24 protein-coding genes are annotated in these 24,529 nt (G+C 70.8%); 11 read left to right on the forward strand and 13 right to left on the reverse strand.

Annotated features, from left to right (window positions below; translation table 11 throughout):
* Window positions 1-214: 214 nt before the first annotated feature.
* Window positions 215-1,114 carry a hypothetical protein gene (locus tag ABZU32_RS22830; protein ID WP_354924861.1) on the reverse strand — a complete coding sequence of 300 codons (900 nt, stop codon included), beginning with the start codon at window positions 1,112-1,114 and terminating at the stop codon, window positions 215-217.
* 479 nt (window positions 1,115-1,593) lie between these two features.
* Between ABZU32_RS22830 and serA the strand changes: the two genes are divergently transcribed.
* Window positions 1,594-3,183, forward strand: coding sequence for a phosphoglycerate dehydrogenase (gene serA, locus ABZU32_RS22835; RefSeq protein ID WP_354847344.1), 1,590 nt, complete (start codon window positions 1,594-1,596; stop codon window positions 3,181-3,183).
* Window positions 3,184-3,679: 496 nt separating this feature from the next.
* Window positions 3,680-3,802 (forward strand): hypothetical protein, encoded by a 123-nt coding sequence (locus ABZU32_RS22840; RefSeq protein WP_354924863.1) that lies wholly within the window; start codon window positions 3,680-3,682, stop codon window positions 3,800-3,802.
* Between the two features lie 100 nt (window positions 3,803-3,902).
* Here the strand turns inward: ABZU32_RS22840 and ABZU32_RS22845 are convergent, their stop codons facing one another.
* Genes ABZU32_RS22845 through ABZU32_RS22860 form a run of 4 tightly spaced genes read right to left on the reverse strand, consistent with a single transcriptional unit; the run spans window position 3,903 to window position 7,848 of the window.
* The gene (locus tag ABZU32_RS22845) at window positions 3,903-4,835 is read right to left on the reverse strand and encodes an ROK family protein (RefSeq protein WP_354924865.1); all 933 of its coding nucleotides are present in this window, start codon (window positions 4,833-4,835) and stop codon (window positions 3,903-3,905) included.
* A complete protein-coding gene (locus ABZU32_RS22850) occupies window positions 4,832-6,025 on the reverse strand; it encodes a sugar ABC transporter permease (protein ID WP_354924867.1) in 1,194 nt (397 codons plus the stop codon). Before ABZU32_RS22850 ends, ABZU32_RS22845 begins: the two co-directional genes overlap by 4 nt.
* Window positions 6,022-6,741, reverse strand: a complete 720-nt coding sequence (locus ABZU32_RS22855) for an ATP-binding cassette domain-containing protein (RefSeq protein ID WP_354924868.1) — start codon at window positions 6,739-6,741, stop codon at window positions 6,022-6,024. Before ABZU32_RS22855 ends, ABZU32_RS22850 begins: the two co-directional genes overlap by 4 nt.
* Window positions 6,742-7,848, reverse strand: a complete 1,107-nt coding sequence (locus ABZU32_RS22860) for a substrate-binding domain-containing protein (RefSeq protein ID WP_354924870.1) — start codon at window positions 7,846-7,848, stop codon at window positions 6,742-6,744.
* A gap of 126 nt (window positions 7,849-7,974) precedes the next feature.
* Between ABZU32_RS22860 and ABZU32_RS22865 the strand changes: the two genes are divergently transcribed.
* The 3 genes from ABZU32_RS22865 to ABZU32_RS22875 all read left to right on the forward strand — a co-directional run bounded on the left by ABZU32_RS22865 (window position 7,975) and on the right by ABZU32_RS22875 (window position 11,617).
* Window positions 7,975-9,180 (forward strand): ROK family protein, encoded by a 1,206-nt coding sequence (locus ABZU32_RS22865; protein WP_354924872.1) that lies wholly within the window; start codon window positions 7,975-7,977, stop codon window positions 9,178-9,180.
* A 68-nt stretch (window positions 9,181-9,248) separates the two neighbouring features.
* A complete protein-coding gene (locus ABZU32_RS22870) occupies window positions 9,249-10,313 on the forward strand; it encodes a 3-isopropylmalate dehydrogenase (RefSeq protein ID WP_354847364.1) in 1,065 nt (354 codons plus the stop codon).
* 206 nt (window positions 10,314-10,519) lie between these two features.
* Entirely contained in the window at window positions 10,520-11,617 is a 1,098-nt protein-coding gene (locus ABZU32_RS22875; protein WP_354924874.1) for a branched-chain amino acid aminotransferase, read from the forward strand.
* A 51-nt stretch (window positions 11,618-11,668) separates the two neighbouring features.
* Here the strand turns inward: ABZU32_RS22875 and ABZU32_RS22880 are convergent, their stop codons facing one another.
* On the reverse strand, window positions 11,669-12,322 hold the full coding sequence (locus ABZU32_RS22880; protein WP_354924876.1) for a Uma2 family endonuclease: 654 nt from the start codon (window positions 12,320-12,322) through the stop codon (window positions 11,669-11,671).
* 372 nt (window positions 12,323-12,694) lie between these two features.
* Here ABZU32_RS22880 and cimA point away from each other — a divergent pair, with 372 nt between their 5' ends.
* Window positions 12,695-14,269 (forward strand): citramalate synthase, encoded by a 1,575-nt coding sequence (cimA, locus tag ABZU32_RS22885; RefSeq protein ID WP_354924878.1) that lies wholly within the window; start codon window positions 12,695-12,697, stop codon window positions 14,267-14,269.
* 133 nt (window positions 14,270-14,402) lie between these two features.
* On the opposite strand, the gene ABZU32_RS22890 is transcribed toward cimA, so the two are convergent.
* Window positions 14,403-14,951: a GNAT family N-acetyltransferase gene (locus ABZU32_RS22890; protein ID WP_354924879.1), complete on the reverse strand. Its 549-nt coding sequence runs from the start codon at window positions 14,949-14,951 to the stop codon at window positions 14,403-14,405.
* 192 nt (window positions 14,952-15,143) lie between these two features.
* Between ABZU32_RS22890 and ABZU32_RS22895 the strand changes: the two genes are divergently transcribed.
* The 3 genes from ABZU32_RS22895 to ABZU32_RS22905 all read left to right on the forward strand — a co-directional run bounded on the left by ABZU32_RS22895 (window position 15,144) and on the right by ABZU32_RS22905 (window position 18,889).
* Window positions 15,144-16,217, forward strand: a complete 1,074-nt coding sequence (locus ABZU32_RS22895) for an LLM class flavin-dependent oxidoreductase (RefSeq protein WP_354847380.1) — start codon at window positions 15,144-15,146, stop codon at window positions 16,215-16,217.
* Between the two features lie 128 nt (window positions 16,218-16,345).
* Window positions 16,346-16,999: an FMN reductase gene (locus ABZU32_RS22900; RefSeq protein ID WP_354924881.1), complete on the forward strand. Its 654-nt coding sequence runs from the start codon at window positions 16,346-16,348 to the stop codon at window positions 16,997-16,999.
* Window positions 17,000-17,068: 69 nt separating this feature from the next.
* Complete coding sequence (locus ABZU32_RS22905) at window positions 17,069-18,889, forward strand: BTAD domain-containing putative transcriptional regulator (RefSeq protein WP_354924883.1); 1,821 nt, start codon at window positions 17,069-17,071, stop codon at window positions 18,887-18,889.
* A gap of 46 nt (window positions 18,890-18,935) precedes the next feature.
* Here ABZU32_RS22905 and ABZU32_RS22910 read toward each other — a convergent pair whose 3' ends face one another.
* The gene (locus ABZU32_RS22910) at window positions 18,936-19,139 is read right to left on the reverse strand and encodes a DUF397 domain-containing protein (RefSeq protein WP_354924885.1); all 204 of its coding nucleotides are present in this window, start codon (window positions 19,137-19,139) and stop codon (window positions 18,936-18,938) included.
* Window positions 19,132-19,953, reverse strand: coding sequence for a helix-turn-helix transcriptional regulator (locus tag ABZU32_RS22915; protein WP_354924951.1), 822 nt, complete (start codon window positions 19,951-19,953; stop codon window positions 19,132-19,134). Before ABZU32_RS22915 ends, ABZU32_RS22910 begins: the two co-directional genes overlap by 8 nt.
* A gap of 174 nt (window positions 19,954-20,127) precedes the next feature.
* Between ABZU32_RS22915 and ABZU32_RS22920 the strand changes: the two genes are divergently transcribed.
* The gene (locus ABZU32_RS22920; protein WP_354924887.1) at window positions 20,128-20,559 is read left to right on the forward strand and encodes an ATP-binding protein; all 432 of its coding nucleotides are present in this window, start codon (window positions 20,128-20,130) and stop codon (window positions 20,557-20,559) included.
* A gap of 3 nt (window positions 20,560-20,562) precedes the next feature.
* Here the strand turns inward: ABZU32_RS22920 and ABZU32_RS22925 are convergent, their stop codons facing one another.
* Complete coding sequence (locus ABZU32_RS22925; RefSeq protein ID WP_354924889.1) at window positions 20,563-21,006, reverse strand: MarR family winged helix-turn-helix transcriptional regulator; 444 nt, start codon at window positions 21,004-21,006, stop codon at window positions 20,563-20,565.
* A 171-nt stretch (window positions 21,007-21,177) separates the two neighbouring features.
* Between ABZU32_RS22925 and ABZU32_RS22930 the strand changes: the two genes are divergently transcribed.
* On the forward strand, window positions 21,178-21,624 hold the full coding sequence (locus ABZU32_RS22930; protein ID WP_354924890.1) for a hypothetical protein: 447 nt from the start codon (window positions 21,178-21,180) through the stop codon (window positions 21,622-21,624).
* A 39-nt stretch (window positions 21,625-21,663) separates the two neighbouring features.
* Here ABZU32_RS22930 and ABZU32_RS22935 read toward each other — a convergent pair whose 3' ends face one another.
* The 3 genes from ABZU32_RS22935 to ABZU32_RS22945 form a co-directional block, all read right to left on the reverse strand.
* Entirely contained in the window at window positions 21,664-22,080 is a 417-nt protein-coding gene (locus ABZU32_RS22935) for a nuclear transport factor 2 family protein (protein ID WP_354847407.1), read from the reverse strand.
* 105 nt (window positions 22,081-22,185) lie between these two features.
* On the reverse strand, window positions 22,186-23,595 hold the full coding sequence (locus ABZU32_RS22940) for a nitrilase-related carbon-nitrogen hydrolase (protein ID WP_354924892.1): 1,410 nt from the start codon (window positions 23,593-23,595) through the stop codon (window positions 22,186-22,188).
* Window positions 23,596-23,725: 130 nt separating this feature from the next.
* The gene (locus tag ABZU32_RS22945; protein WP_354924894.1) at window positions 23,726-24,307 is read right to left on the reverse strand and encodes a TetR/AcrR family transcriptional regulator; all 582 of its coding nucleotides are present in this window, start codon (window positions 24,305-24,307) and stop codon (window positions 23,726-23,728) included.
* Between the last annotated feature and the right edge of the window lie 222 nt (window positions 24,308-24,529).

A 24,529-nucleotide genomic window follows, 5' to 3' on the forward strand; every position in this document is an offset into this window, starting at 1 on the left:
CCGTGGCCCGTCCGTTGGGCCTTGACCGGCGTTTCGCCGAGGCGTGGTCAAGGCGGCGGGCCCGGTCGTTTCGGGGCTTCCGGGAGGCGGCGCGGGCCGGGCCGGAAAGTCAGGAACCGGAGTCAGAGCGCGGCGGGGGGACGGGACGGCGGGCGGTCGCCCGTCCCCGGCCGCGCCGGGCTCGACGGTGGCCGGGGATCAGGGGCGGCCGGGGTCAGCAGTCGGAGACGTCGGCGCACACGACGTGGGCGCCGAGCTCGATCATGCGGCGTTCGGTGTTGGCGTCCGCCACGCGGGCCATGAGCACCGGCGCCTCGCTGGCCGCCAGCTGCGGCAGCCGGGCGCGGACCATGCGGTGCAGGTCGCGGACGATGTCCTCGGCGTCACGGGTGTGCACCTTGACGTGCAGCATGATCCCCGAGGAGCCGGAGACCGTGCGGGCCTCGGAGATCCAGACGTGGTGCACCAGCGGGAAGTCGCGCAGCAGCTCGGAGATCGCCACGCGCAGCGCCGGCAGGATCGGATGGGCGCACCGCTTGTACCCGGGATCGACCTGCTGCATCGGCCCCGACAGGTGGGGGCGCGGAGCGGGGATCCACGCCCTCGCGGGGGCGTCGTGCGCGCTCTGCGCCACGGGGGCGGTCAGCGTCTCGTTCCGCCCGAAGGCCGGCGCGCTCGGCACGGTGCTGTGGCGGGACACCGTGGCCATCGCGCCGGTGGCGTAGGCCGTGGGCGACGCGCTGGACAGGGCCGGCGCGTGCTGGCCGCTCCGCGTGGAGGCGAGATAGCGCTGAAGGTCCTCGATGGGGACGGCCGCCGCCGCCGGTCCCGCCGCGTCGATGACGATCTCCCGCACACCGGTGACGCGCTGGATGTCGAGGATGGTGTCGGCGTCGCACGCCGACAACGAGTGGTTGCCGCGGTGCCGTGCGTAGGTGCTCGGACCGGTGTACCCGAGCAGGACGCGATCACCGGCCTGCGTCGTGCCGAGCACGACGGACCGGTCGGGGCGCACGGCCACCAGGATGCCCCACTCGGCAAGAGCCGCCAGTAGTCGGTGCGGGCTGCCGTGCTGCGCGAGCACTTCTCCGAGAGCGGGGTTCCCGATGCTCATACGACAAACGATAGGTAGTAGGACACGGCTTATCAGCCTAATCGTCAAGAAATGTTGTGAGCAATACCAAGATGGCGGCTCGCGCGTGGAATCCCGCGCAGGTGGGTAAGCGGCCCGCGTCTCACATGCCGGACGGCTCGGCCGAGCCGAATAACCTCGCATACCGGACAGAACGCCCAGGTCGGCGTGCCTCGCGAAGCGGTCGGTGGCGGCGAAATCGTCTCAGATAGTGGACGTTTTGGGCCTCGATGGCGCCAAGAAGGTTCCCGCGGCCTACCGGGCCGGCCGCAGGCGGACGCAGAATCTCGTGTGGCCGATCGTTCCGGACCCCGCGCGGTCCGATCGTGGTCGGTCGTCCCGGATGCCTGTGTGGCCGCGGGCGGCGCGGCGTCTCGGATGGCGGACGCTCGTGAGTGCTTTCACAAGCCCGGATAGACTCGAACCTTGTCCGTGCATCCGCACTTCCCAAAGGACTACCCGTGAACAAGCCCGTCGTCCTGGTCGCAGAGGAGCTGTCCGAAGCTGGTCTGGCCGTGCTCGGAGCGGACTTCGAGGTCCGTCACACCGACGGCGCCGACCGCTCGCAGTTCCTGCCCGCTCTCGCCGAGGTGGACGCGCTGATCGTGCGCAGTGCCACCCAGGTGGACGCCGAGGCGCTCTCCCACGCGCCCCGCCTGCGCGTCGTCGCCCGAGCCGGGGTCGGCCTGGACAACGTCGACGTGGAAGCCGCCACCAAGGCCGGTGTCATGGTCGTCAACGCGCCGACCTCCAACATCACCAGCGCCGCCGAGCACACCGTCGCCCTGATCCTCGCCAGCGCCCGCAACGTCGCCCAGGGGCACGGCGCGCTGAAGAACGGCGAGTGGAAGCGCTCCAAGTACACCGGTGTCGAGCTCGACGAGAAGGTCGTGGGCATCCTCGGCCTGGGCCGCATCGGCCAGCTGGTGGCGCAGCGCCTGGCCCCGTTCGGCGTCGAGCTGATCGCCTACGACCCCTACCTGCAGCCGGCCCGCGCCGCGCAGATGGGCGTCCGGCTGGTCTCGCTGGAGGAGGTGCTCAAGCAGGCCGACTTCATCACCGTGCACCTGCCCAAGTCCAAGGAGACCATCGGGCTCATCGGTGACCGGGAGCTGCACACGGTCAAGCCGTCGGTCCGCATCGTCAACGTCGCCCGCGGCGGCATCGTGGACGAGGCCGCCCTCTACGCCGCCATCAAGGAGGGCAGGGTCGCCGGCGCCGGCATCGACGTGTTCGCCAAGGAGCCCTGCACCGACAGCCCGCTGTTCGAGCTCGACAGCGTCGTGGTCACCCCGCACCTCGGCGCCTCGACCCACGAGGCCCAGGAGAAGGCCGGCACCCAAGTCGCCCGCAGCGTCAAGCTCGCGCTGGCCGGCGAGTTCGTCCCGGACGCCGTGAACGTCCAGGGCGGCGCCGTCGCCGAGGACGTCAAGCCGGGTCTGCCGCTCGCCGAGAAGCTCGGCCGGGTCTTCACTGCCCTCGCGGGCGAGGTCGCCACCCGCCTGGACGTCGAGATCCGCGGCGAGATCGCGGCCCATGACGTGCGGGTGCTCGAGCTGGCCGCGCTGAAGGGCGTGTTCACCGACGTCGTCGAGGACTCGGTGACCTACGTCAACGCCCCGCTGCTCGCCAAGGACCGCGGCGTGACGGTCGAGCTGGTGACCAGCGACGAGAGCCCCGACTGGCGCAACGTCGTCACCGTCAGGGGCGTGCTGGCCGACGGCCGCACCGTGTCGGTGTCCGGCACGCTGTCCGGGCCGCGCCAGATCACCAAGATCGTCGAGGTCAACGGCTTCCAGATGGAGATCGAGCCGACCGAGCACCTGGCGTTCTTCACCTACGCCGACCGGCCGGGCATCGTCGGCATCGTGGGCAAGATCCTCGGCGAGCGCGAGGTGAACATCGCCTCCATGCAGGTCTCGCGGGACGCCAAGGGCGGGCGGGCGCTCATCGCGCTCACCGTGGACTCCTCCATCCCGGCCGAGGTCGTCGACCAGATCGCCCAGGAGATCGGCGCCGAGGGCGGCCGCACGGTGGACCTCGCCGACTGATCGCCCCGCCGCCTCCCGGCTCGGTTCCGCGGGAGGCCGGCACCCCTTTTCGCACGCTGAGCGATGGCCGAAGGCCCGCCGCCCGTCCGGGTGGCGGGCCTTTGTCGTCTCACATATCGAGATACTAGGTCTTCCTAGCAGACAGGCTCGCTACTGGCAGGTAACGTGGTCGGAGATGACGCGCCAGGTACTCGTAGTCCTTGCCTGCCGCGGCGGGGCCTGATAAGGGCAGGCCGGCGACCCGCCGCGGTGATGCCGCTGTTCGCCCGGCCGTGAGACCCGCGGCCCTTCCGTTCCGTGACCCGGAGCGGGGAGCCGCCCGGAGTGCGGGTTCGCGATCCGAGATCCGCGCGATCCAGTCGATCCAGTCCATCCGGCTGTTTCACCGTGTTCATCGAGGTTCCGCCGAGGTCCGCCGAGGTCCGTCGAGGTTCCGTCCGACCCATCCGACCGCGTGCGCCGACGCGCGCATGCCCACCAGCGAGCGAGACGTGCCATGTACGACATGTATCCCTGGAACAGTCCCACCACCGAAGAGCACCGCCACGAGGACGAGACGCCCGACCCCGTGCAGACGGCGCTCGACCGCCGCGACAACGGCGGCCTGCCGGAGAACTGACCGCCTGCCGGAGAACTGACGGTTCGCTGGAGAACCGGCAGCCCGCCGGAGAAACCCGCGGCCCGCTGGAGACCGCCACGGCCCGCTGGACGACCAGCGGTCACGCCCCTCCCGGCCGGCTCGCGTCTTCCCGTACCGAGCGGCCGCTCGCGGTCAGCGCCAGCGCCAGCGCGCCGAACAGCGGCGCGTCGTCGACGAACCTGGCCGCCGTGATCTCGGGCGGGAACGGGACCGCCCGGCGGATCTCGGCCGTCAGCCGGGGCATGATGTGGTGCGACGCGCCCATCAGCCCGCCGCCGACCACCACGCGTTCGGGGTCGAGCACCACGCACACGTTGGCGACCGCCATCGCCAGTGCCGCGACGGCCCTGTCCAGCAGCGCCCGCACCGCCGGATCGTCGCCGGCCTCGAAGAGCGAGGCGGCGCTCACCGGCCGTCCCAGGAGCGCCGCTCCATGCCGCGCCAGCGCGTGCCCTGAGATGATCTCCTCGAGCGGCGCGTGGCCTTCGCTGAACGCGAGGTCCCCCGGCTCGCCGAGCAGGTACCCGATCTCGCCCGCCGCGCCGTGCGCCCCCGGCGCCACCCTCCCGTCGACCACGAGCGCCGCCGCGAGGCCGGTGCCGAGGTTGAGGTAGAGCCCCGTTCCGACGCCGCGGAGCGCGCCCCAGCGCAGTTCCGCGGCGGCCGCCGCGTTGACGTCGTTGTCGATCGCGACCGGCGTGTCGCCGAACTCCTCCCGGAGCAGCCGGGGAAGCTCCAGCCCCTCCCAGCCGGGCACGGTCGGCGCGAGGCGCACCGTCTCCCCCCTGATCACCCCGAACGTGGACACCCCGACCGCCTGGAGCGTTCCCGACCGGCCCGCGAGCTCGGCGGCGGCGTCGAGGGACCTGCGCAGCACCTGCTGGGCGCCCTCGTCGCCCCGGGTCGGCAGCCGCACCTTGCGCAGCGGCCGGTCGACGTCGTCCGCCGAGGCGGTGGCGAGGGCGACCTTGGTGCCGCCGAAGTCGATGCCGAGCAGGACCCGCCGGCTCACGGGGTGCTTCCGCGGCGGGCCAGCGAGTCGATCGCCACGGCCAGGGCCAGGACGCTCGCGGTGACCATGTAGCGCACCGAGGAGTCGAGGTTCAGCAGCAGCATGCCGTTGGTGATCGCCTGGATCACCAGGATGCCGAGCAGCGCCGCGTAGGTCCGCCCCCGCCCGCCGAACAGAGACGTGCCGCCGATGACGGCCGCCGCGATGGCCATCAGCAGCATGTCGCTGCCGCCGGAACTCTGGTTGACCGCCGACAGGCGGCTGGCCGCCAGGATGCCGCCGAACGCGGCGAGGCTTCCCGACAGCACGAAGGCGAGCACGCGGATGCGGGTCACGTTGATGCCCGCGCGCCGGGCCGCCTCGGCGTTGCCGCCCACGGCGTACATCCAGCGCCCGAAGGCGGTGTGCCGCAGCACCAGGTCCAGAATGACCACGAGCGCCGCGAAGATGACCAGCAGCAACGGCACGCCCCGGTCGGCCTGCAGCACGATGACCGCCGCCGCGAGCACCACGGCGAGCAGACCCGCGCGGACCACCGCCCAGGAGGCGGGCCCGACGGGCAGATCGGCGGCGATCCGGAGCCGCCGGCCGAGCAGCAGGGAGCCGCCGTAGGCGCCGACGAGCGCCACGGCGAGCGTCCAGGCGAGCCACGGCGGCAGCCACGTGTCGCTCAGTTTCGCGACGAATCCGTCGAAGGGCAGGTTGATGGTGCCGCGCTCGCCGAGCAGGAACAGCAGCAGCCCCTGCCATCCGATCAGCCCGGCCAGCGTGACCACGAAGGACGGCATCCGGACCCTGGTGAACAGCAGGCCGTGCACCAGCCCGATCGCCGCGCCCGCCGCGACCGCCACCACGATGGCGAGCAGCGGGTTCCAGCCCTGCCGGACGTTCATGATGGTCATGATGACCGCGCACAGGCCGCTCACCGAGCCGGCGGCCAGGTCGATCTCGCCGAGGAGCAGCACCATGATGATGCCCAGCGAGATCGTCCCGGTGGCCGCCATCTGCAGGGCCAGGTTGGTCAGGTTCTCCGGTGACAGGAAGTGCTCGTTCAGCGATCCGAACACGACGGCGATCGCGATCAGGCCGCCGACGACGGGCCAGGCGCCGAGGTCGCCGCGCCGCATCCGTTCCACGGCCCGCTTCGGGCTGTAGGGCTTGTGCGCGGGCCGCACGGTCGTCGAGCTCATGCGGCGGCTCCGGTGATGGCGGCCACGATGGACTCCTGTGAGGTGTCGGCCGTACGGAACTCCCCGGCGTTGCGCCCGAGGCGCAGCACGACGACGCGGTCGCTGACGGCCCGGACGTCGGCCAGGTTGTGCGAGATGAGCAGGACGGCCAGCCCGCGGGCGCGCAGCCGCCGGATCAGGCCGAGGACCTGGGCGGTCTGCTCGACGCCGAGGGCGGCGGTGGGCTCGTCGAGGATGACCAGCCGGGGCTCGCCGATCAGGGCGCGGGCGATCGCCACCGACTGGCGCTGTCCGCCCGACAGCATGGCGACCGGCACCCGGATGTCGCGGATGCGCACGTCGAGCTGGGTGAGCAGGTCGCGGGCCGCCCGTTCCATGCGGATGTGGCCGAGCACGGACCAGCGCCGCCGCTCCGAGCCGAGGAACAGGTTGGCCACGACGTCGAGGTTCTCGCAGAGGGCGAGGTCCTGGTAGACGGTCGAGATGCCCATGGCTTGCGCGTCGTGCGGGTTGCCGACGCGAACCGGGCGATCGTCGATGGTGATCTCCCCGCTGTCGGGGGAGATGACGCCGGAGATGGCCTTGACCAGGGTGGACTTGCCCGCGCCGTTGTCGCCGACGAGCGCCACCACCTCGCCCGGGCGCAGGTCCAGGCTCACGCCCTCCAGGGCCTGGACCGCGCCGTACCGCTTGGAGATGTCCTTCGCGCGGATCATCTAGCTGATGCCCGCCTTGGCGCAGGCGGCGGCCGTCTCGCCCTTGCAGATGTCCGCGGCCTTGTAGAAGCCGTCCTTCACGATGGTGTCCTTCACCTTGTCCGCGGTGACCGCGATCGGGTCGAGCAGGAAGGCGGGGATGTCGGCGGTGCCGTTGTTCACCGTGGTCGCGGCGGCGGGCTTGTCGCCCCTGCCGACCGCCACCGCCAGTTCGGCCGACTTCTCCGCCTCGCTCCTGATGTCGAGGTAGATGGTCATGTACTGCTCGCCGGTCAGGATGCGCTGGACGGCGGCCAGTTCGGCGTCCTGGCCGGTGATGGGCGGCGTCGGGTCGTACCCGGCGCGCTTCATCGCGGCGATCGCGCCGCCCGCCATGCCGTCGTTGGCGGACAGCACGCCGACGATCTGGTCGCGGCCGAGGGCGGTGACGGCCTGCTCCATCTCCTGCTGGGCCTTGTCGGGGCTCCAGTCGGGGGTGTCGAACTCCCGGCCGATCTTGACCTTGCCGTCCAGGACGTTGTGGGCGCCCTTCTTGTAGTCGGCGGAGCTCGGGTCGGTGGTCGCACCGTTGATCATGACGATCTGGCCCTTGGCCGCCGTGCCGTTCTTGGTGAGCGCGTCCAGGAGGGCCTGGCCCTGCATCTCGCCCACCCGCACGTTGTCGAAGGAGACGAAGTAGTCGTAGCCGATGCCCGAGATCAGCCGGTCGTAGGCGATGACCGGGACCTTCTTCTGCTTGGCCTGGTTGACCAGGGGTGCGACCGCGGCGGCGTCCACCGCGTCGAGCACGAGCACGTCGGCGCCCTGGGTGAGGGCCGCCTCGACCTGTTGCTGCTGCTTGGCGGCGTCCTGGTCGGCGTTGGAGTACAGCAGTCGGCAGTCGGGGCACAGGCTCTTCACCTTGGCCTCGAACAGCGGCCGGTCGAAGGACTCGTACCGGGTGGTCTTGGACTCGGGGAGGAAGAGCGCGATGGTCGGGGCCTTCTCGCCGTTCTCGCCGCCGGTGCCGGCCTGTCCGGTGGTTGAGGTGGTCGTGCCGGTGGAAGCGCCGCACCCTGTCGCCAGCGCCGCCGCGACCAGGGGGACCGCGAACCATTTCGCCCTCATGCTTGCCTCTCAGGTGGTTCGAGGAGTTCTTGGCAGCATGCTGGACTTCGCGGGCCGCGTTTGGCAAGGTCTTTAACAAACTTGCGCGCGACCGTGACACGAGGCGGCCTGTGCCAATCTGGGGGCGTGGTGAGCAGCGGCGGTACGGCCAGCACGACAGCGGTGCTGCGCGTCATGAACGAGCGCGCGGTCTTCGCGGAGATCTTCAAGCTGGGCAAGGTGTCCCGGCCCGAGCTCGCGCAGGCCACCGGGCTGTCCAAGCCGACGATCTCCATGGCCCTGACCGATCTCGAACGCGCCGGCCTGGTACGGCCCGTGGGCCTGCGCGCCGGCAACACCGGGCGCGCCGCCCTGCTGTACGAGATCCGGCCGCAGGCCGGCTGGGTCCTCGCCGTCGACGTCGGAAGGGAGTTCGTCCGGCTGGCCCTGGCCGACCTGGTCGGCGACATCGCCGCCCGCAGGGACGAGCACCGCAGAGGCGGCGAGACCCCCGACGAGCTCGTCGCCTGGCTGGGCGGCCTGGCACGCGAACTGGTCGACGAGGCGGGCGCGGCGCTCGCGGACATCACGCTGACGGTCTTCGGCACGCCCGGCATCCACGACAAGGAGACCGGCTCACTCCAGCTCGCCCCGAACCTCCCCGGCTGGGACCGGCCCGGAGCGATCGAACTGCTGGCGGGCGTCGCCGCCGACGCGCCGTACGTCGTGGAGAACGACGTCGACCTCGCCGCTGTCGGGGAGGGTGCCTACGGCCTCGGCCAGGGGGTCGACCACTTCGCCCTGGTCTGGATCGGCACCGGCATCGGCATGGGCGTCGTCATCGACGGCAAGCTCTACCGCGGCGCGCAGGGCGCCGCCGGCGAGATCTCCTACATGCCGGTCGGCGAGGGGGACCCGCTGGTCAACCGCGGCCGGGGCATGCTGGAGTCCGTGGCGTCCGCCGACGGCGTGGTCGCGCTCGCCACCCGGCTCGGCATGGAGGGCGTGACCAGCGCGAAGGACGTCTTCGACGCCGCCCGGGCCGCCGACCCGGTCGCCCGCCGGGTCGTCGCCATCGAGGCCGACCACATCGCGCACGCCCTGGCCGGGGTGATCGCCGTGCTCGACCCCCAGCTCGTCGTGCTGGGCGGCGGCATCGGCGTCCAGGCGGGCGACCTGCTGATCGGCCCGGTCACCGACTGCCTGCGCGACCTGGTGGCGCTGCGCGTCCCCATGATCGAGGCGTCCGACCTCGGCACGGAGGCGGTGCTGCTCGGCGCGATGGCCGTGGGCCTCACCGCGGCCCGCGACCTGGTCTTCGAGCGAGCCATCGCCCAGGTTCCCCCGCTCTGACGCGCCGATCGTGTCCGAGCGGTGAGATGACGTGCCCGGCCGTCGAGACGGACCGGTAGGCTACGTGCATGCGGGATTCTCACGACATCCGTCTGGCCGTCATCCCAGGAGACGGCATCGGCGGTGAAGTGGTCGCGGAAGGGCTGAAGGTCCTCCAGGCCCTCGGTCTGAAGGTGGAGACCACCACCTATGCGCTGGGCGCCGCCCACTACCACGCCACCGGCGAGATCCTGGCCGAGGAGACCCTGGCCGAGCTGCGCGGGTACGACGCCATCCTGCTGGGCGCCGTCGGCCACCCGAGCGTGCCGCCCGGCGTCCTCGAGCGCGAGCTGCTGCTCAAGCTGCGCTTCGAGCTCGACCACTACGTCAACCTGCGCCCGGTCAAGCTCTTCCCCGGCGTCGAGACCCCGCTCGGCAAGGCCCGCCCCGACGACATCGACATGATCGTCGTCCGCGAGGGCACCGAGGGCCCCTACGCCGGCGCCGGCGGCGTCATGCGCCGCGGCACCTCGCAGGAGATCGCCACGCAGGAGAGCCTGAACACCGCCTTCGGCGTCGAGCGCGTCGTGCGCTACGCCTTCGACAAGGCCATGACCCGTCCCCGCAAGAAGCTCACGCTGGTCCACAAGACCAACGTGCTGACCTACGCGGGCGATCTGTGGGCCCGCGTCGTCGAGCGGGTCTCCGCCGAGTATCCCGAGATCACCACCGACTACTGCCACGTCGACGCCGCGTCCATGTTCTTCGTGACCGACCCCAAGCGCTTCGACGTCATCGTCACCGACAATCTGTTCGGCGACATCCTCACCGACCTCGGCGCGGCCGTCGCGGGCGGCATCGGCCTGGCCGCCAGCGGCAACGTCAACCCCGCGACACCCGGGACGGCGTCCTGGGCGCCCAGCATGTTCGAGCCCGTCCACGGCAGCGCTCCCGACATCGCCGGGCAGGGCAAGGCCGACCCGACGGCGGCGATCCTGTCGGTCGCCATGATGCTCGACCACCTCGGGCTGACCGCCGAGGCCGCCCGCATCGAGCAGGCCGTGGCCGTCGACCTCGTCGAGCGCCAGGCCGACTGGGTCTCGCGCACCACTCGCGAGATCGGCGACGACATCACCGCACGAGTAACCGGCTGAGGGGCTGCCCTACGCCGACCGACGCGCATGGTGGCCCCCGCCCGGGGCCGCCGTGCGCGTTTTCGCGTTCTGCGCACCAGGTGAGCCACCGGGGCAAGGCCATACCGACACACTCCCGTATGCCCATTTGATGCAGTAGTTTCCCGTTACCTGGTCCGTCGCAGAATGGATGCAGGCGCGACCGACAGAGCAGAGAAGGATCCGACATGACGACCGCTCAGCAGCTCAGCTTCGACGTGCAGCTCTCCGGCGCCGCTCGCACTCCGGCCGAGCGCGAGCGCGTACTGGCGGACCCCGGTTTCGGGCAGACCTTCACCGATCACATGATCTCCATCGACTTCACCGAGGGACGCGGCTGGCACGACGCACGCCTCACCCCGTACGGGCCGCTGACGCTCGACCCGGCCACCTCGGTGTTCCACTACGCCCAGGAACTGTTCGAGGGGCTGAAGGCCTACCGGCAGTCCGGCGGCTCGATCGTGGCCTTCCGCCCGTACGCCAACGCGGCCCGCTTCAACCGGTCGGCCGCCCGCATGGCGATGCCCGAGCTCCCCGAGCAGAGCTTCGTGGAGTCGCTGGAACTGCTGGTGCAGACCGACCGCGACTGGGTGCCGACCACCGAGGGACACAGCCTCTACCTGCGCCCCTTCATGATCGCGACCCAGCCGGCGCTCGGGGTGAACTACCCCTCCCGCACCTACAGGTACATGGTGATCGCCTCGCCGGCCGGGGCGTACTTCTCCGGCGGCGTCAAGCCGGTCTCGGTGTGGCTGTCGCAGGACTACACCCGCGCCGCGCCCGGCGGCACCGGGTTCGCCAAGTGCGGCGGCAACTACGCCGCCGCGTTCGTGGCGCAGCGGCAGGCCGTCGAGAACGGCTGTGACCAGGTCGTCTGGCTCGACGCCTTCGAGCACCGTTACGTCGAGGAGATGGGCGGGATGAACCTGTTCTTCGTCTTCGGCGACCGCTTGCTCACCCCCGACCTGACCGGGACGCTGCTGCCCGGCATCACCCGCGACTCGCTGCTCACCCTGGCCGACGACCTCGGCCTGACCGCCGAGGAGGGAAAGATCTCCATCGACGAGTGGCGCGCGGGCTGCGAGTCCGGCGAGCTGACCGAGGTCTTCGCCTGCGGCACGGCCGCCGTCATCACCCCGGTCGGCTCGGTCAAGGGCGTCGACGGCGGCTGGACCGTCGGCGACGGCACCCCCGGCAAGCTCACCCTCCAACTCCGCGACGAACTCATGGGCGTCCAGTACGGCACCCGCCCCGACCCCCACAACTGGGTCCACAAGATCTGCTGACCCACCACGTCCAGCCCGGTCGTCCGTGACCGGGCTGGACGTTCGCTTCTCTCAGCCTCCCAGCTTGCCGGTGTCGAGTGTGAAGCCCCAGGGCTCCGGCAGCTCCAACGGAGCTCCCAGAGTCACCTCGGTCTGCTGCTCGTAGCCGTCTGGAGCGGGGCGGCTGAAGAGTCGAGCCTTTCGCTCGAATCCGTCGATCACCAGAAGGAGTGGGACTCCGCCCGCGGCGCAGTTCTTGGGCTTGGTCACGTGATCGTCGTGGACGCTGCTTTTGGAGACGACCTCCACGGCGAGTAGGGACGCATAGCCATGTACCTGGTCGCTGCCCCACATCGGAGGGTTGGCCGGGACCACGGTGAGGTCTGGCCGGTAGCGGTCCATCTGAGGTCCGAGGAAGATGGCGATGTCGTTCCAGATCTTCCAACCGCGCTCGACGGCGACGGCGAGCAGCTGGGAAAGAAGCAGGAAGACGATGTCATTGTGCTCTCCGGTCGGCATCTCCCTCACCACGATCCGACCGTGAATGATCTCCAGCTTGCGTGCTTTACCCAGGCGGGTGTCGAGATCGAGGTAGATCTCCTCAAGCTGGGCGTATTCGGCGAGAGCCGCTGCCTCAATGGGCGCCGTGTCGATATGGGGAGTGATGGGCGACATATCTTGATCTCCCCTCGGTGGTGCGATGGGCTTGTCCAGGACCTTGGCCATAGGTGCATCATCCCCTCCAGGCGGGTTGCGTAACGTTGCTTTACCGTCGCTTAGCGTAAGGGGGATGAGTTGCGGTCCGCCGGAAATCGAGGATGCCTGTGGATGACGGTGGGGCCGGCGGGGCGCGGGTGACGGCGGACGTCCGGATGGTGAGATCGATGTGCCATATGGTGGCGGCGTGTGGCAGACTACGGGCACCATGTTCTACGGTCTGCTCATTATCAGCAGGCGCGCTGGCTGAAAAGGGACACCGCCAGCGCGCAGACCTCTCACGTCCGTGAGGGGTCTTTTTGTTTGGGCCGGCTTTCCGGGCCCGACGGCGGACATCGCGCGCGGCGAACGCAAGAAGGCACCCCGCGAAGGAGACAAACCATGGCCGACGACCGCTTCCATGTGTACGACACGACGCTGCGCGACGGCGCGCAACAGGAGGGGCTGTCCCTCACCGTCGCCGACAAGCTCGCCGTGGCCCGCCACCTGGACGACCTGGGCGTCGGCTTCATCGAAGGCGGCTGGCCGGGGGCCAACCCCAAGGACACCGAATTCTTCCGGCGGGCTCGGACCGAGCTCGACCTGAAGCACGCGCAGCTCGCCGCGTTCGGCGCGACCCGCCGAGCCGGAGTGAAGGCGGCCGACGACCCGTTGGTCGCCGCCTTGCGCGAATCCGGCGCGCCGGTCGTGACCCTTGTCGCCAAGAGTCACGACCGGCACGTCGAACTGGCCCTTCGCACGACCCTCCAGGAGAACCTCGCGATGATCCGCGACACGGTCTCCCACCTGCGCGCGGAGGGGCAGAGGGTCTTCCTGGACGCCGAGCACTTCTTCGACGGCTACAACTCCAACCCCGCCTACGCGCTGGAGGTGCTGCGCACCGCCGCCGAGGCCGGCGCCTCGGTCATCGCGCTGTGCGACACCAACGGCGGCATGCTGCCCGACGAGCTGGCCGACGTCGTCCACCAGGCGGCCGGCACGGGCGCCCGCATCGGCATCCACTGCCACGACGACACCGGCTGCGCCGTCGCCAACACCCTGGCCGCCGTGCGGGCGGGCGCCACCCACGTCCAGGGCTGCGCCAACGGGTACGGCGAGCGCTCCGGCAACGCCAACCTGTTCACCGTCGTCGCCAACCTGCAGCTCAAGCGGGGCTTCGACCTGGTGCCCCGGGAGTCCCTGGCCGAGATGACCCGCATCGCCCACGCGATCACCGAGGTCACCAACGTCACGCCCAACTCCCACGCGCCCTACGTCGGCGTCTCGGCGTTCGCCCACAAGGCCGGGCTGCACGCCAGCGCGATCAAGGTCGACCCGAACCTCTACCAGCACATCGACCCGGCCGAGGTCGGCAACGACATGCGCATGCTCGTCTCCGACATGGCCGGGCGGGCCTCGGTGGAGCTGAAGGGCAAGTCGCTCGGCTACGACCTCACCTCCCAGCAGTCGCGCGAGCTGGTCGACCGGGTCAAGGACCTGGAGTCGCGCGGGCACACCTTCGAGGCCGCCGACGCCTCCTTCGAGCTGCTGCTGCGCGACACCGTGACCGGCGAGCGGCGCAGGCACTTCACCGTCGAGTCCTGGCGGGTCATCGTCGAACGGCGCCCCGGCGGCGACGTGGTCAGCGAGGCCACGGTCAAGCTGCACGCCAAGGACGAGCGCATCGTCGCCACCGGCGAGGGCAACGGCCCGGTCAACGCGCTCGACCGCGCCGTCCGCCTGGCCCTGGAGAAGCTGTACCCCGAGCTGGCCGAGGTGGAGCTGATCGACTTCAAGGTCCGCATCGTCGAGGGCACCCACGGCACCGGGGCCGTCACCCGCGTCCTGGTCACCTCCAGCGACGCCAGCGGCGAGTGGGCGACGGTCGGCGTGGACGAGAACATCATCGAGGCCTCCTGGCAGGCGCTCGAGCAGGCCGTGACCTATGGCCTCCTGCGGGCGGGCCACGCCGCGTAGCGCTCGGCCGGCCGGGCTTCGTTCAACCGAGTGTGCGGGGCTCAGCCGGTTGTTCAGGGTTCGGCCGGCTCTTCAGGGCTCAGCCGGTCGTGTGCCGCTCGGCCGGCCTGGCGTTCGGCCCGTCACACAGGGTTCAGCCCGCTGCCGGCCGGGCGCCGGAGTCGCCGAGAAGATCGCGGACGTAGCTGACCTCGGGGACCGACGTCCGGCCGATGTTCCACAGCGACCGTCCCCCGTCGGCGTGGAAGCCGGCGCGCTCGTAGAAGCGGCGGGCGCGGCGGTTGGCCTCCAGCACCCAAAGGCGCAGGGTGGTGAACCCGGCGCGGTCGGCGCGGGCGAGCAGTTCGCGCATCAGCGCTTGGCCGATGCCCGTGCCGATCGCGTCCGGCAACGCGTACAGCGCGTAGATCTCCCCGTCCAGGGCCGTGCAGCCCTCGTCGCGGCAGGGGCCCAGCGCGGCCCAGCCCACCACCGTCCCGTCCCGTTCCGCGACGAGGTTCTGTACCGGGGAGTCGCTCCGGAAGGCGCTCCTGCGGTACTCGCTGTCGGCCTCGACGGTCATCAGGTCCAGGAACTCGCGGGGGATCATCCCCGCGTACGCGGTCTTCCAGCCGGTGACCCGGACGGCCGACACCGCCGGGACGTCCTCCACCGTCATGTCCCGGACGGACACCTCATCCACGGAGCCTCCCAGAGGTCGATGCGCGGCACGTTCCGCAAATGATCTCGCGTGACGCGGTCCTGCGGTGGTGCGCTTCGCGCGGGGCGTGCAGGGCGCGTGAATCGGACGTGCAGCGGCTGTCATCGTCGCGGCGCTTTCATCGGGACGTGACCGGAACCATCGGTCACGGCCTACTCCTGAAAGGTGATCGCCGTGCAGTTCGGCATCTTCACGGTCGGCGACATCGCGCCCGATCCCGCCACCGGGCGCGCACCGACCGAACATGAGCGCATCAAGCGGATGGTGGAGACGGCGCTGAAGGCGGAGGAGGCGGGTCTCGACGTCTTCGCGATGGGCGAGCACCACAATCCGCCGTTCGTGACGTCCTCGCCCACCACCATCCTCGGCTACATCGTGGCGCGCACCAGCAGGATCCTGCTGTCGACGTCGACCACGCTGATCACCACGAACGACCCCGTGAAGATCGCCGAGGACTTCGCCACGCTCCAGCACCTGGCGGAGGGCCGGGTCGACCTGATGATGGGCCGGGGCAACACCGGCCCGGTCTACCCGTGGTTCGGCAAGGACATCCGCGACGGCATCGCGCTCGCCGTGGAGAACTACGCCCTGCTGCGCCGGCTCTGGCGCGAGGACGTGGTCGACTGGCAGGGCAGGTTCCGCACCCCGCTGCAGTCGTTCACCTCGACCCCGCGCCCGCTCGACGGCGTGCCGCCGTTCGTCTGGCACGGCTCCATCCGCAGCCCCGAGATCGCGGAGCAGGCCGCCTACTACGGTGACGGGTTCTTCCACAACAACATCTTCTGGCCGAAGGAGCACACGCGCCGGATGATCGAGCTGTACCGCACCCGCTTCGAGCACTACGGGCACGGGCCGGCCGACCGGGCGATCGTGGGACTCGGCGGGCAGGTCTACATGCGGCGAAGGTCGCAGGACGCGATCGCCGAGTTCCGGCCGTTCTTCGACAACTCCCCGACGTACGGCAACGGGCCGTCGCTGGAGGAGACGATGCGGCAGACGCCCCTGGCGGTGGGCAGCCCGCAGGAGATCATCGACCGGACGCTCCGGTTCCGGGAGGACTTCGGCGACTACCAGCGTCAGTTGTTCAACGTGGACGGCATGGGCCTGCCGCACCACGCGGTCCTCGACCAGATCGAGTTCCTCGGCGAGGAGGTCGTTCCGGTCCTCCGCAAGGAGTTCGCGTCCCTCCGACCGGCACACATCCCGGACGCTCCGACGCACGAGTCCCTGAAGGCGGCGCAGCGATGAGCCCGTCAACCGGTGATGGCGGGGGAGCGGTGAGCGCGTCTGCCGGTGAGGGCGGCGCGGCGACGGGCGCGTGGACCGCCGAAAGGGACCGAACGGTGGCCGCGCGAACCGCCCAAAGCGGCGGAGCCGTGACAGGGCCGACCGGCGACGGTAGCGCGGGGCCGACGAGGCGCACCATCGCCGTGGTCTCCGCCGGGCTCGGCCGCCCCTCCTCGACCCGGCTCCTCGCCGACCGGCTGGCCGCCTCGGCCGAGCGCGAGCTGCGCGAGTGGGGAGACCAGGTCGAGACGCGCGTGATCGAGGTGCGCGAGCACGGGCACGGCCTGGTGGACAACCTGGTCAGCGGCTTTCCGGAGCCAGAACTGCGAACCGCGCTGGAAACGGTCGCAGCGGCCGACGGCCTGATCGCCGTGACCCCGACGCTGGCCGCCTCCCACAGCTCGTTGTTCAAGGCGTTCTTCGAGGTCCTCGACCTGATGGACGACCACGCGGTGGACGGTAAGCCGGTGCTGATCGGCGCGACCGGCGGCACCGCGCGCCACTCGCTGGTGCTGGAGAGCACGGTACGGCCGCTGTTCGCCTATCTGGGAGCCGTGGTCGTGCCCACGTCGGTCTTCGCGGCGCCGGAAGACTGGGGCGGCGCCACCGCACCCGACCTGCTGGCCCACCGGATCGACCGCGCCGCGGCCCAGTTCGCCGCCGAGATCCGCCGCCGGGCCGCGCCCGACGTCCGCGACCCCTTCGCGCCGACCCCCTTCACCGACCTCCTCGGCGCCGGCTGAGGCGGAATACCGGGTTGCCGCAGGTCGTTGCCGGTGACGACCAGGGGGAGCGGCTGGAGGGAGTCATCGGTGGGGGAGCGGCTGCGCTTCGAAGTGCTCGGCCCGGTGCGCGCCTGGCGCGGCGACGACGAGATCGACCTGGGCAGCCCGCAGCAACGGGCGATCCTCGCGATCCTCCTGCTGCAGACCGGCCTGCCGGCCCTGCCCGACCAGCTGATCGCCGCGATCTGGGGCGGTGCGGCGCCCCGGGCCGCCATCGGCGTCGTCCGCTCCTACGTCTCACGGCTGCGCCGGGTGCTCGACCCGGGCCACCCGACCGCGGTGATCGAGTCGGTCGGCGGCGGCTATGCGCTACGTACCGGCGATCTGGACCTCACCGAATTCCAGCGGCACCTCGGACTCGCCAGGGAGGCCCGCCGGGCCGGTGACGCGCCCGCGGCGGCGACCGCACTACGCGCGGCGCTGAGCCTGTGGCACGGCACTCCGCTCGCCGGTGTCAACGGCGACTACGCCGAGTTCGAGCGCGTACGACTGGAGCAACTGCGGCTGACGGCGATCGAGGACCTGGCCGCCTCCGACATAGATTCCGGCCGGCACGCCGAGGCCGCCGCCGGGCTCGCGCAGGTCATCGGGGAGCAGCCGCTGCGCGAACGGCCGCGCGAGCTGCTGATGCTGGCGCTCTACCGGTCCGGCCGGCAGGCGGACGCGCTCGCCGTGTTCGAGGACGCGCGGCGCTTGCTCGCCGACGAACTCGGCCTCGATCCGGGCCCGGACCTGCGGGAGATGCAGCGCCGCATCCTCGCCTCCGACCCGGCGCTGCTCGCCCCCGCCGCTCCCGCGCCGCCGTCCGCCGTCGCCGCGCCCGGCGGTCCCACCCAGCTTCCGCCCGACCTGCCGGACTTCGTCGGTCGTGATCAGGAACGGTCCCTGATGGCCGGCGCCCTCACCCCGTCCCGGGCCAGCGTCCCGGTGGTCGGCGTCGAAGGACTCGCCGGCGTCGGCAAGACCGCCCTCGCCGTGCACCTCGGGTACGAGGTGGCCGCGGACTTCCCCGACGGTCAACTGTTCGTCGACCTCGGCACCGCCGGCGAGCCGCTGGCCGAGCTGCTGCGCGGCGTCGGCGTCCTGGACACGGGGCTGCCCGAGTCGTTCAGCGAGCGGATGGCGCTGTGGCGGACGCTCACCACCGGCCGCCGGCTGCTGGTCGTGCTGGACGACGCCCGCGACGCCGAGCAGGTACGGCGGCTGCTGCCCGGCCCGGGCGGGCCCGCCGTCCTGGTCACCGCGCGACAGCGGCTGTACGACCTGGCGTCGGCCCACTGGCTGCGGCTGGCCGGGCTGGAAGAGGACGACGTGGTCGCGTTGCTGGAACGGATCATCGGCGCCGACCGGGTGCGGCCCGAGCCCGGCGAAGTGCGCGAACTGGCCAGGCGCACCGCCGGCCTGCCGCAGATCGTGCAGGCCGTCGGCGCGCGGATCGCCTCCCGGCCGGGCTGGAGCATGGCCGAGGCCAGGCAGCGCATCGGCAGGCCCGCTCCTGGCTCGCCAGTGCTCCCGGCGGAGTGCCGGGCCATCGAGCGGCCGTACGCGTCGGTGCTGGAGCGGCTCTCACCCGCGCAGGCCCGGGCGTTCCGGCTGCTGTCGGTCGCGGAGGAGCCCGAGATCTCCCTCGCCGCCGCCGCGGCCGTGCTCGAACTGCCCCTCGGCCACACCGCCGCGCTGCTGGAGTCCCTGGTGGACCTGCACCTGCTGGTCCCCGGCGACCTGGACCGGTACCACTACCCCGAGCCGCTGTGGCTCTTCGCCCGCAGCCGCACCCACGACGACGACGGCCCCGAAGTCATCCAGGCCGCCCTGTCCCGGCTCGCCCGTTCCCGCACCAGCGCATAAGGCATGGCCCGAGCCATCGGCGCGCTACGCGCAACGGTTCTCCAGTTCAGGTGCCGAGGGCGCCGTTTCTGAGGCCGTTCAGGAATGTCGACCAGTTGGCGGGTGTGCAGGCCAGTGCCGGGCCGGACGGGTTCTTGGTGTCACGTACGGCGACGATGCTGGTGAGGTTCGATGCCACCTCGACGCAGTTGCCGCCGTCGCCGCCGCTGTAGGTGCTCTTTCGCCACTGAGCGTCCCGAAGATCATGCATCCTGGTCCACCGCCTCGTGTATGAGCTTGAGTGATTGTCTGTACGGTACGGCTTCGGAGCTGAGAGCGTCATACCTACGGAGCAATTTGGCGATCGTGGGACGATCATCCACGATGCGTCCGTTGGGCTGCCCTTCCACGTATGCGGCGTACGAGGAGCCGTTGCGCTCGGCGATGATGAATCCGCCCAGCAGCCCGCATAGGGCCTGCGCTGCGCGAGGCACTACCTGAATGGTCACTTGAGGGCGTTGAGCGACTTCCAATAGATGCGTCAGTTGTTTCTTGCGGACTTCGGCGGTGCCGATGGGCCGATAAAGGACGGCTTCGTCGATCAGGGCCACGACGAACGGGGCATCCTCGCGATCGAGGACCGTCTGCCTTTGCATGCGGCTCGCGAGGCGTTCGTCCATCTCGTCGGCGCCGATGCCGGGCTCGGCGGCGAACAACTCCCTCGCATATGCCTCCGTCTGGAGGAGGCCAGGAACGAGCACGGGCTCCCAGCCGTGGAGGGCTGTGGCGTCTTGTTCTTCTTCCAGCCAGGGTCTGAAGTGTTCGGGGGCTTTGTGCCAGGTGGTGGCGACGTGGAGCCTGGTCATGGCTCCGTCGAGGTCGAGGGCCTGGTCGCAGAGTTCGGCGAAGCGCTGGGACGGGGTCCGCTTGAGGGACTCGATCATGGCGACCATGGACTCGGAGAATCCGATGCGTTCCGCGAGCTGCTTCTGGGTGAGGCCGGCGGCGGTCCTGTGCCGGCGTAGCTCGAAGACGAACAGGGCGCGCGGGGAGTCATGCGGATTTATCTCATTAAAAGCTGTCATATTCACCTGCCGGGGAGAATGGCATTCGGGTAGACGCCTCACCCCCTGGATCACCCCTACTGTGCCTGGGGTGTGCGCCGAATTCACTACCGATGGTAGCCGCGCGTTGACATTCTGGTGCGGTGAAGTCCTCAGGACGCGTGTCCATTACCGGCGCAGGAAAGGTGTTCGCGCATGGCGGCAGGCCGGCTGTTGGGCGTTATCGAACTGGCCGGCTCCCCGGAGTCGGTGTCACAGGCCAGGGAGTTCGTCAGGGCGAAACTCGGTGAGGCTCATCCCGCCATTGACGACGTCACATTGCTGGTGTCCGAGGTCGTCACCAATTCCATCCTCCATTCCGATTCAGGGAACGGTGGAAAGGTGACCCTCGCCATCGCCGACCGTCATGACCTCGTCCACGTCGACGTGGTGGACGCCGGAGGCGGGTCCGCGCCGCGCGTCTGCGGCGAAACGCTCGGAGAGGGCGGCCGAGGGTTGATGCTCGTCGAGCTCATCTCGCAGCGGTGGGACGTGTGCGAGGGCGGCGCCGGGCGCACGGTCTGGTTCGAGGTGCGATACGAGCGGGGGAGCGGCGACGTCGCGGAGCGTGACGCGGCGTCCTCGTGATGGTCAGCGGCTGTCGAGGACTCGCGTGAGCAGCTCGACGATCGTTCTGGATTCCGCCGGGGAGAGGGCGTGCAGTAGTTCGTTCTGGGCGTCGGCGAGGAGGACGCTGAGGCTTTCCAGATGGTCCTTCCCCGCAGGAGTGAGCGTGACGATATTGCGCCGGCCGTGGGCCGGGTCGGGACGCTGCTCGAGAAAACCTCGCTCGGCCATCGCGGTGACCACCGCCACCACGTCGCTGCGATCGATCCCGGTGCATCGACCGAGATCGGCCTGGCTGGATGGGCCGAACTCGTCCAGGGCCGACAACATCGCGAAGTGGTGCCGGCGGGAACCCGTGCCGGCCAGTGCGCGGTCGGTCAGCCGGTTGGCCGCGATCGCCGTCTGATTGATCACCCAGCTCGGAAGGGTGCGCAGCCGGGCGGGTGTCGGGTTCGCGGTGCTGTTCACCTCGCCAGCGTAACCAATTGTTGGCAGCGCCATCAATCTCCTGTAGTGTTGGCTGCACCATCATTGGTCACACCATCATTGGGGCGACCAATGATGAGGCCTCCCATAAGGGCGGTCGAGTGCTGTGGTCCGTCCCTTCCCGTTCGACCGGCACATCACAAGGAGACTCAGATGACCGTGAACCCCCAATCGCGCCCCAGCTTCGGCCGCGCGCTCGGCGAGACCGCGCGCCTGATCGGCAAGCTGCACCGTCGTGCCCTCGCGGACCTCGACTCCGACTTCCCCACCCAGATGCTCCTGACCCTGCTGAAGGAGAAGGACGTTCCCTTGCCCATCGACGAGGTGGCCAAGGAGCTCGACCAGCGCATGGACCTGGCCGAGGCGGACACCCTCCGGGTGCTCGAGCGCGCCGCCGCGGCGGGCCACGTCGCATACCGGCCCGAGAACTCCCCCGCTACAGCGGAACTGACCGAAGCCGGCGACGACCACTTCGCAACCGTGTACGCGCATTCGCGCAAGGTCACCGACGCCGCCTTCGAGGGCATCGATCCCGCCGAGCTCAACGCCGCTCTCACAGTGCTGCTGGCGGCCAAGGAACGCGCCGCCGCACTCGCCTGACCGACGACCACCCAAAGGGCTGATGCTCGTCGACCCGCGTCACCCCGCCACGGGCGGCTTGATCTGGGTTCCCTGGGCCGACATGAGGTGCCATCCGCCGGTGGGTGTGGTGGTGAAGACGTGGGTGTAGCGGCTGTCCGCGGTGAACGGGGCGCCGTCCGGGCCGGTGAAGCTCATACCGGTCCGGCCCACGACGATTCCGGTGCCGCCGATGCGCCGGACGACGGCCTCGCCGGGGAAGGACTCGATGACCGGGAACCGCACCGCTCCGGTCGAGACCGCGGTCAGCAGGTCGTCTCTGGTCACGACGGCGCCGTCGCCGACGGCGACCATGACGAAGTCCTCCGCCAGCAGGGACGCCAAGCCGGTGACGTCGGCGGCGACCAGGGCGTCGAAGAAGCGGCGGTCGTGGTCGAGCAGTGATGCGCGGTCGTCGGCGGTGGGCGAGGTGCTCAACGGGTCACTCCCGGAGGGGTGGAACGGGTCGATCGCCGTCCGGCGTCCGACCCGGTCCGGGCCGTCCGGACCGGACGATGCTAGAGGTTGACGCCGGTGGCAAGGTCAAGCTTGCTCTGGCCTCTCACGCAGCCTGGCGGCCACGACGAAGAGCGAGGCGGCGAGGGTGGTGAGGAGGCAGAGCCAGGGGAACCAGTCGCCGAAGCGGGTGTAGGGAGTGGCTCCCGGGCCGGCGGGGACGGTGGCGGCGGCCATGGCGAAGGAGTCGGGGCCGGCGTCGGGCCTGGTCCTGGTCTCGGCGCGCACCCGTCCCCACGAGTCGGAGATCATCGGCACGCCGCGCTGGTCGGACCAGGCCACGGCCAGGCCGTTCTCCACGCCGCGCAGCAGCGCCGTACGGCTGTGCTGCCAGCCGTCGACGTCCTCGTCGGAGGCCGGGACGGCCAGCAGCCGGGCCCCGGCGGCGGCGTAGTCGCGGGTGGGGCGGGGGAAGTTGACGTCCCCGCAGACCACCATCCCGGCCCAGGGGGTGCCCGGCAGGTAGGCGAGGTCGTGGCCGGTTCGGCTCACCTGATCCATCCCGGCGTTCCACCTGTGGAACTCGGCCGGGGCGCCGCCGCCCGCCGGGACGGCGAGCGCGGAGTTGTACCGGACGCCCCCTGTGGTGTGGAGCAGGCCGATCACGATGTCGGCCCCCCGAGCGCGGCCCGCCCGTTCCATCGGGCCGACGAGGGCGGGAAGGCTCGCGTCGTCGGCGGCGAACCCCGCCTCGGGCAGCACCACGATCCCGGGACCGTCCGGAAGGCCCGCGATGCGCTCCGCGTAGGCCGCGACCAACTCGCGCCCCTCCGGAGTCGCGACATCGGCCGCCCAGTGGCCCTGGTCCCGGGCGAGGACGACGACGTGCCGCGAGCTCGCGGCGGCGGGCGAGTCGTGCAGGCGGAACGTCCCGTATCCGAGTGCGAGGGCCGATATCACCAGCCCGGCGGCCCCGGCGCGCAGCCGTGCGATGACGGGGATGCCGGTGGCGGAACAGGCGGCGATCGCGGCGGGCACGAGCAGAACCAGGTACTCGACGCCCCAGAACCCGGTCACCGAGGCGATCTGCACCACGGTGGTGACGTCGGCCTGTGTCGTGGCCAGGGTGCCCATGACGCCCGAGGGGCTGGCCAGCGAGGTGAGGTAGAGCACGCCGACCCAGGTGGCGGGGGCCGCCAGCGTGGCGAGCACGGCGTGGCGCCGGACGAGCAGGGCGCGGAAGAGCAGCACCGCCACCGCGAACAGGACCGAGCCGCCGATGAGGATGCTCAGGGCGGCGGGCAGCGGGACGGCGAGGGAGGGGCGCGGGCGCAGGAAATAGTCCCAGCTGTTCGCGCTGCCGGCCAGGTAGGCCAGGAACGCGAGCGCCGTGGCCCGGCGGGCGGTCACCCTCGGGGCGAGCAGCAAGATCGGCAGGGGCGCGATCCATGTCAGCGCCGCGACGGGCGACAGGCCGGTGCCGAGGTACAGCAGCACCGCCGAGCACGCGGCGGCCGCCCACGACCAGGCGCCACTCGCCGAGGAGACGGAACGGATCGTCCCTCCACCGGCGTCTACGCGTTCCGGACTCGTTCGGGCGGCTTCCTGTGAGGTGTTCTCTGGTGCGCTAAGAGGTGAGTCCATTGAGCGTCCTTCTCGCTGAGCGCTCGCACAGGGAGCGGAAGTCCTCTTCTGACATGCCGATGCGCCGGCCGAGATAGAGCTGGACGAGGCCCTGGGTCTGCGCGGTGAGGGCCAGGGCCACCTCCAGGGGGTCGTCCGGCCGCAGAATTCCCAGGCGCATCCCTTCCTCGATGCCCCGGACGATCTGGCTGAACGGGGGCGCGTCGCCGCTGCGGTAGTCCTCGGGGAAGCGGCGGGCCTGGTCCCGCTCCTCCGTCATCAGGAACGTGTACAGGTGCGGGGTGCCGAGGGCGAAGTCGAGGAAGTCGTCGAGCAGGCCGAACATCCGGCCGTCCCAGTCGTCTCCCCGGCTGCGCCCGCCCCAGTGCTGGGCCAGGTCACGGAGAGAGGTCTCGGCGACGGCCCGCAGCAGCGCGTCCCTGTTCGGGTAGTGGCGGTAGATGGCCATGGGCGTGATGCCGGCGGCCTCGGCCACCCGCCGCATGCTGACGGCATCGGCCCCCCGCTCGACCAGAATCGCCCGCGCCGCCGCCGCGATGCGTCCCGCGGTCTGTCCTTCCGTCATGTCTACACCGTATACGCTCCCTGTGTACGCCGTATACATGCCGGATCGGACGGGAGGGTCGGCCGCTCCGAAGAGGGACTGCCTGGTGTGCCGTCCAGGAGCGTTCACCGGTTTGAGCGCCGTAGTCGGCGCCGGCATCGCCGTACCACGACCCGCCGACCTGGCGCCGATCACCGCAGCACGTGGCCGGGGGTGGAGAGCCGCGCCCGGTGAACATATGTG

It is taken from the genome of Sphaerisporangium sp. NPDC005288, assembly GCF_040607475.1.
Lineage (GTDB): Bacteria > Actinomycetota > Actinomycetes > Streptosporangiales > Streptosporangiaceae > Sphaerisporangium > Sphaerisporangium rhizosphaerae.

What these genes read in the sequence shown, in the direction of transcription:
- ABZU32_RS22830 (WP_354924861.1), bottom strand. Translation starts at nt 1,114, where the DNA reads ATGAGCATCGGGAACCCCGCTCTCGGAGAAGTGCTCGCGCAGCACGGC.
- ABZU32_RS22840 (WP_354924863.1), top strand. Translation starts at nt 3,680, where the DNA reads ATGTACGACATGTATCCCTGGAACAGTCCCACCACCGAAGAGCACCGC.
- ABZU32_RS22850 (WP_354924867.1), bottom strand. Translation starts at nt 6,025, where the DNA reads ATGAGCTCGACGACCGTGCGGCCCGCGCACAAGCCCTACAGCCCGAAG.
- ABZU32_RS22855 (WP_354924868.1), bottom strand. Translation starts at nt 6,741, where the DNA reads ATGATCCGCGCGAAGGACATCTCCAAGCGGTACGGCGCGGTCCAGGCC.
- ABZU32_RS22860 (WP_354924870.1), bottom strand. Translation starts at nt 7,848, where the DNA reads ATGAGGGCGAAATGGTTCGCGGTCCCCCTGGTCGCGGCGGCGCTGGCG.
- ABZU32_RS22870 (WP_354847364.1), top strand. Translation starts at nt 9,249, where the DNA reads ATGCGGGATTCTCACGACATCCGTCTGGCCGTCATCCCAGGAGACGGC.
- ABZU32_RS22875 (WP_354924874.1), top strand. Translation starts at nt 10,520, where the DNA reads ATGACGACCGCTCAGCAGCTCAGCTTCGACGTGCAGCTCTCCGGCGCC.
- ABZU32_RS22880 (WP_354924876.1), bottom strand. Translation starts at nt 12,322, where the DNA reads ATGGCCAAGGTCCTGGACAAGCCCATCGCACCACCGAGGGGAGATCAA.
- cimA (WP_354924878.1), top strand. Translation starts at nt 12,695, where the DNA reads ATGGCCGACGACCGCTTCCATGTGTACGACACGACGCTGCGCGACGGC.
- ABZU32_RS22910 (WP_354924885.1), bottom strand. Translation starts at nt 19,139, where the DNA reads ATGCATGATCTTCGGGACGCTCAGTGGCGAAAGAGCACCTACAGCGGC.
- ABZU32_RS22915 (WP_354924951.1), bottom strand. Translation starts at nt 19,953, where the DNA reads ATGACAGCTTTTAATGAGATAAATCCGCATGACTCCCCGCGCGCCCTG.
- ABZU32_RS22920 (WP_354924887.1), top strand. Translation starts at nt 20,128, where the DNA reads ATGGCGGCAGGCCGGCTGTTGGGCGTTATCGAACTGGCCGGCTCCCCG.
- ABZU32_RS22930 (WP_354924890.1), top strand. Translation starts at nt 21,178, where the DNA reads ATGACCGTGAACCCCCAATCGCGCCCCAGCTTCGGCCGCGCGCTCGGC.
- ABZU32_RS22945 (WP_354924894.1), bottom strand. Translation starts at nt 24,307, where the DNA reads ATGACGGAAGGACAGACCGCGGGACGCATCGCGGCGGCGGCGCGGGCG.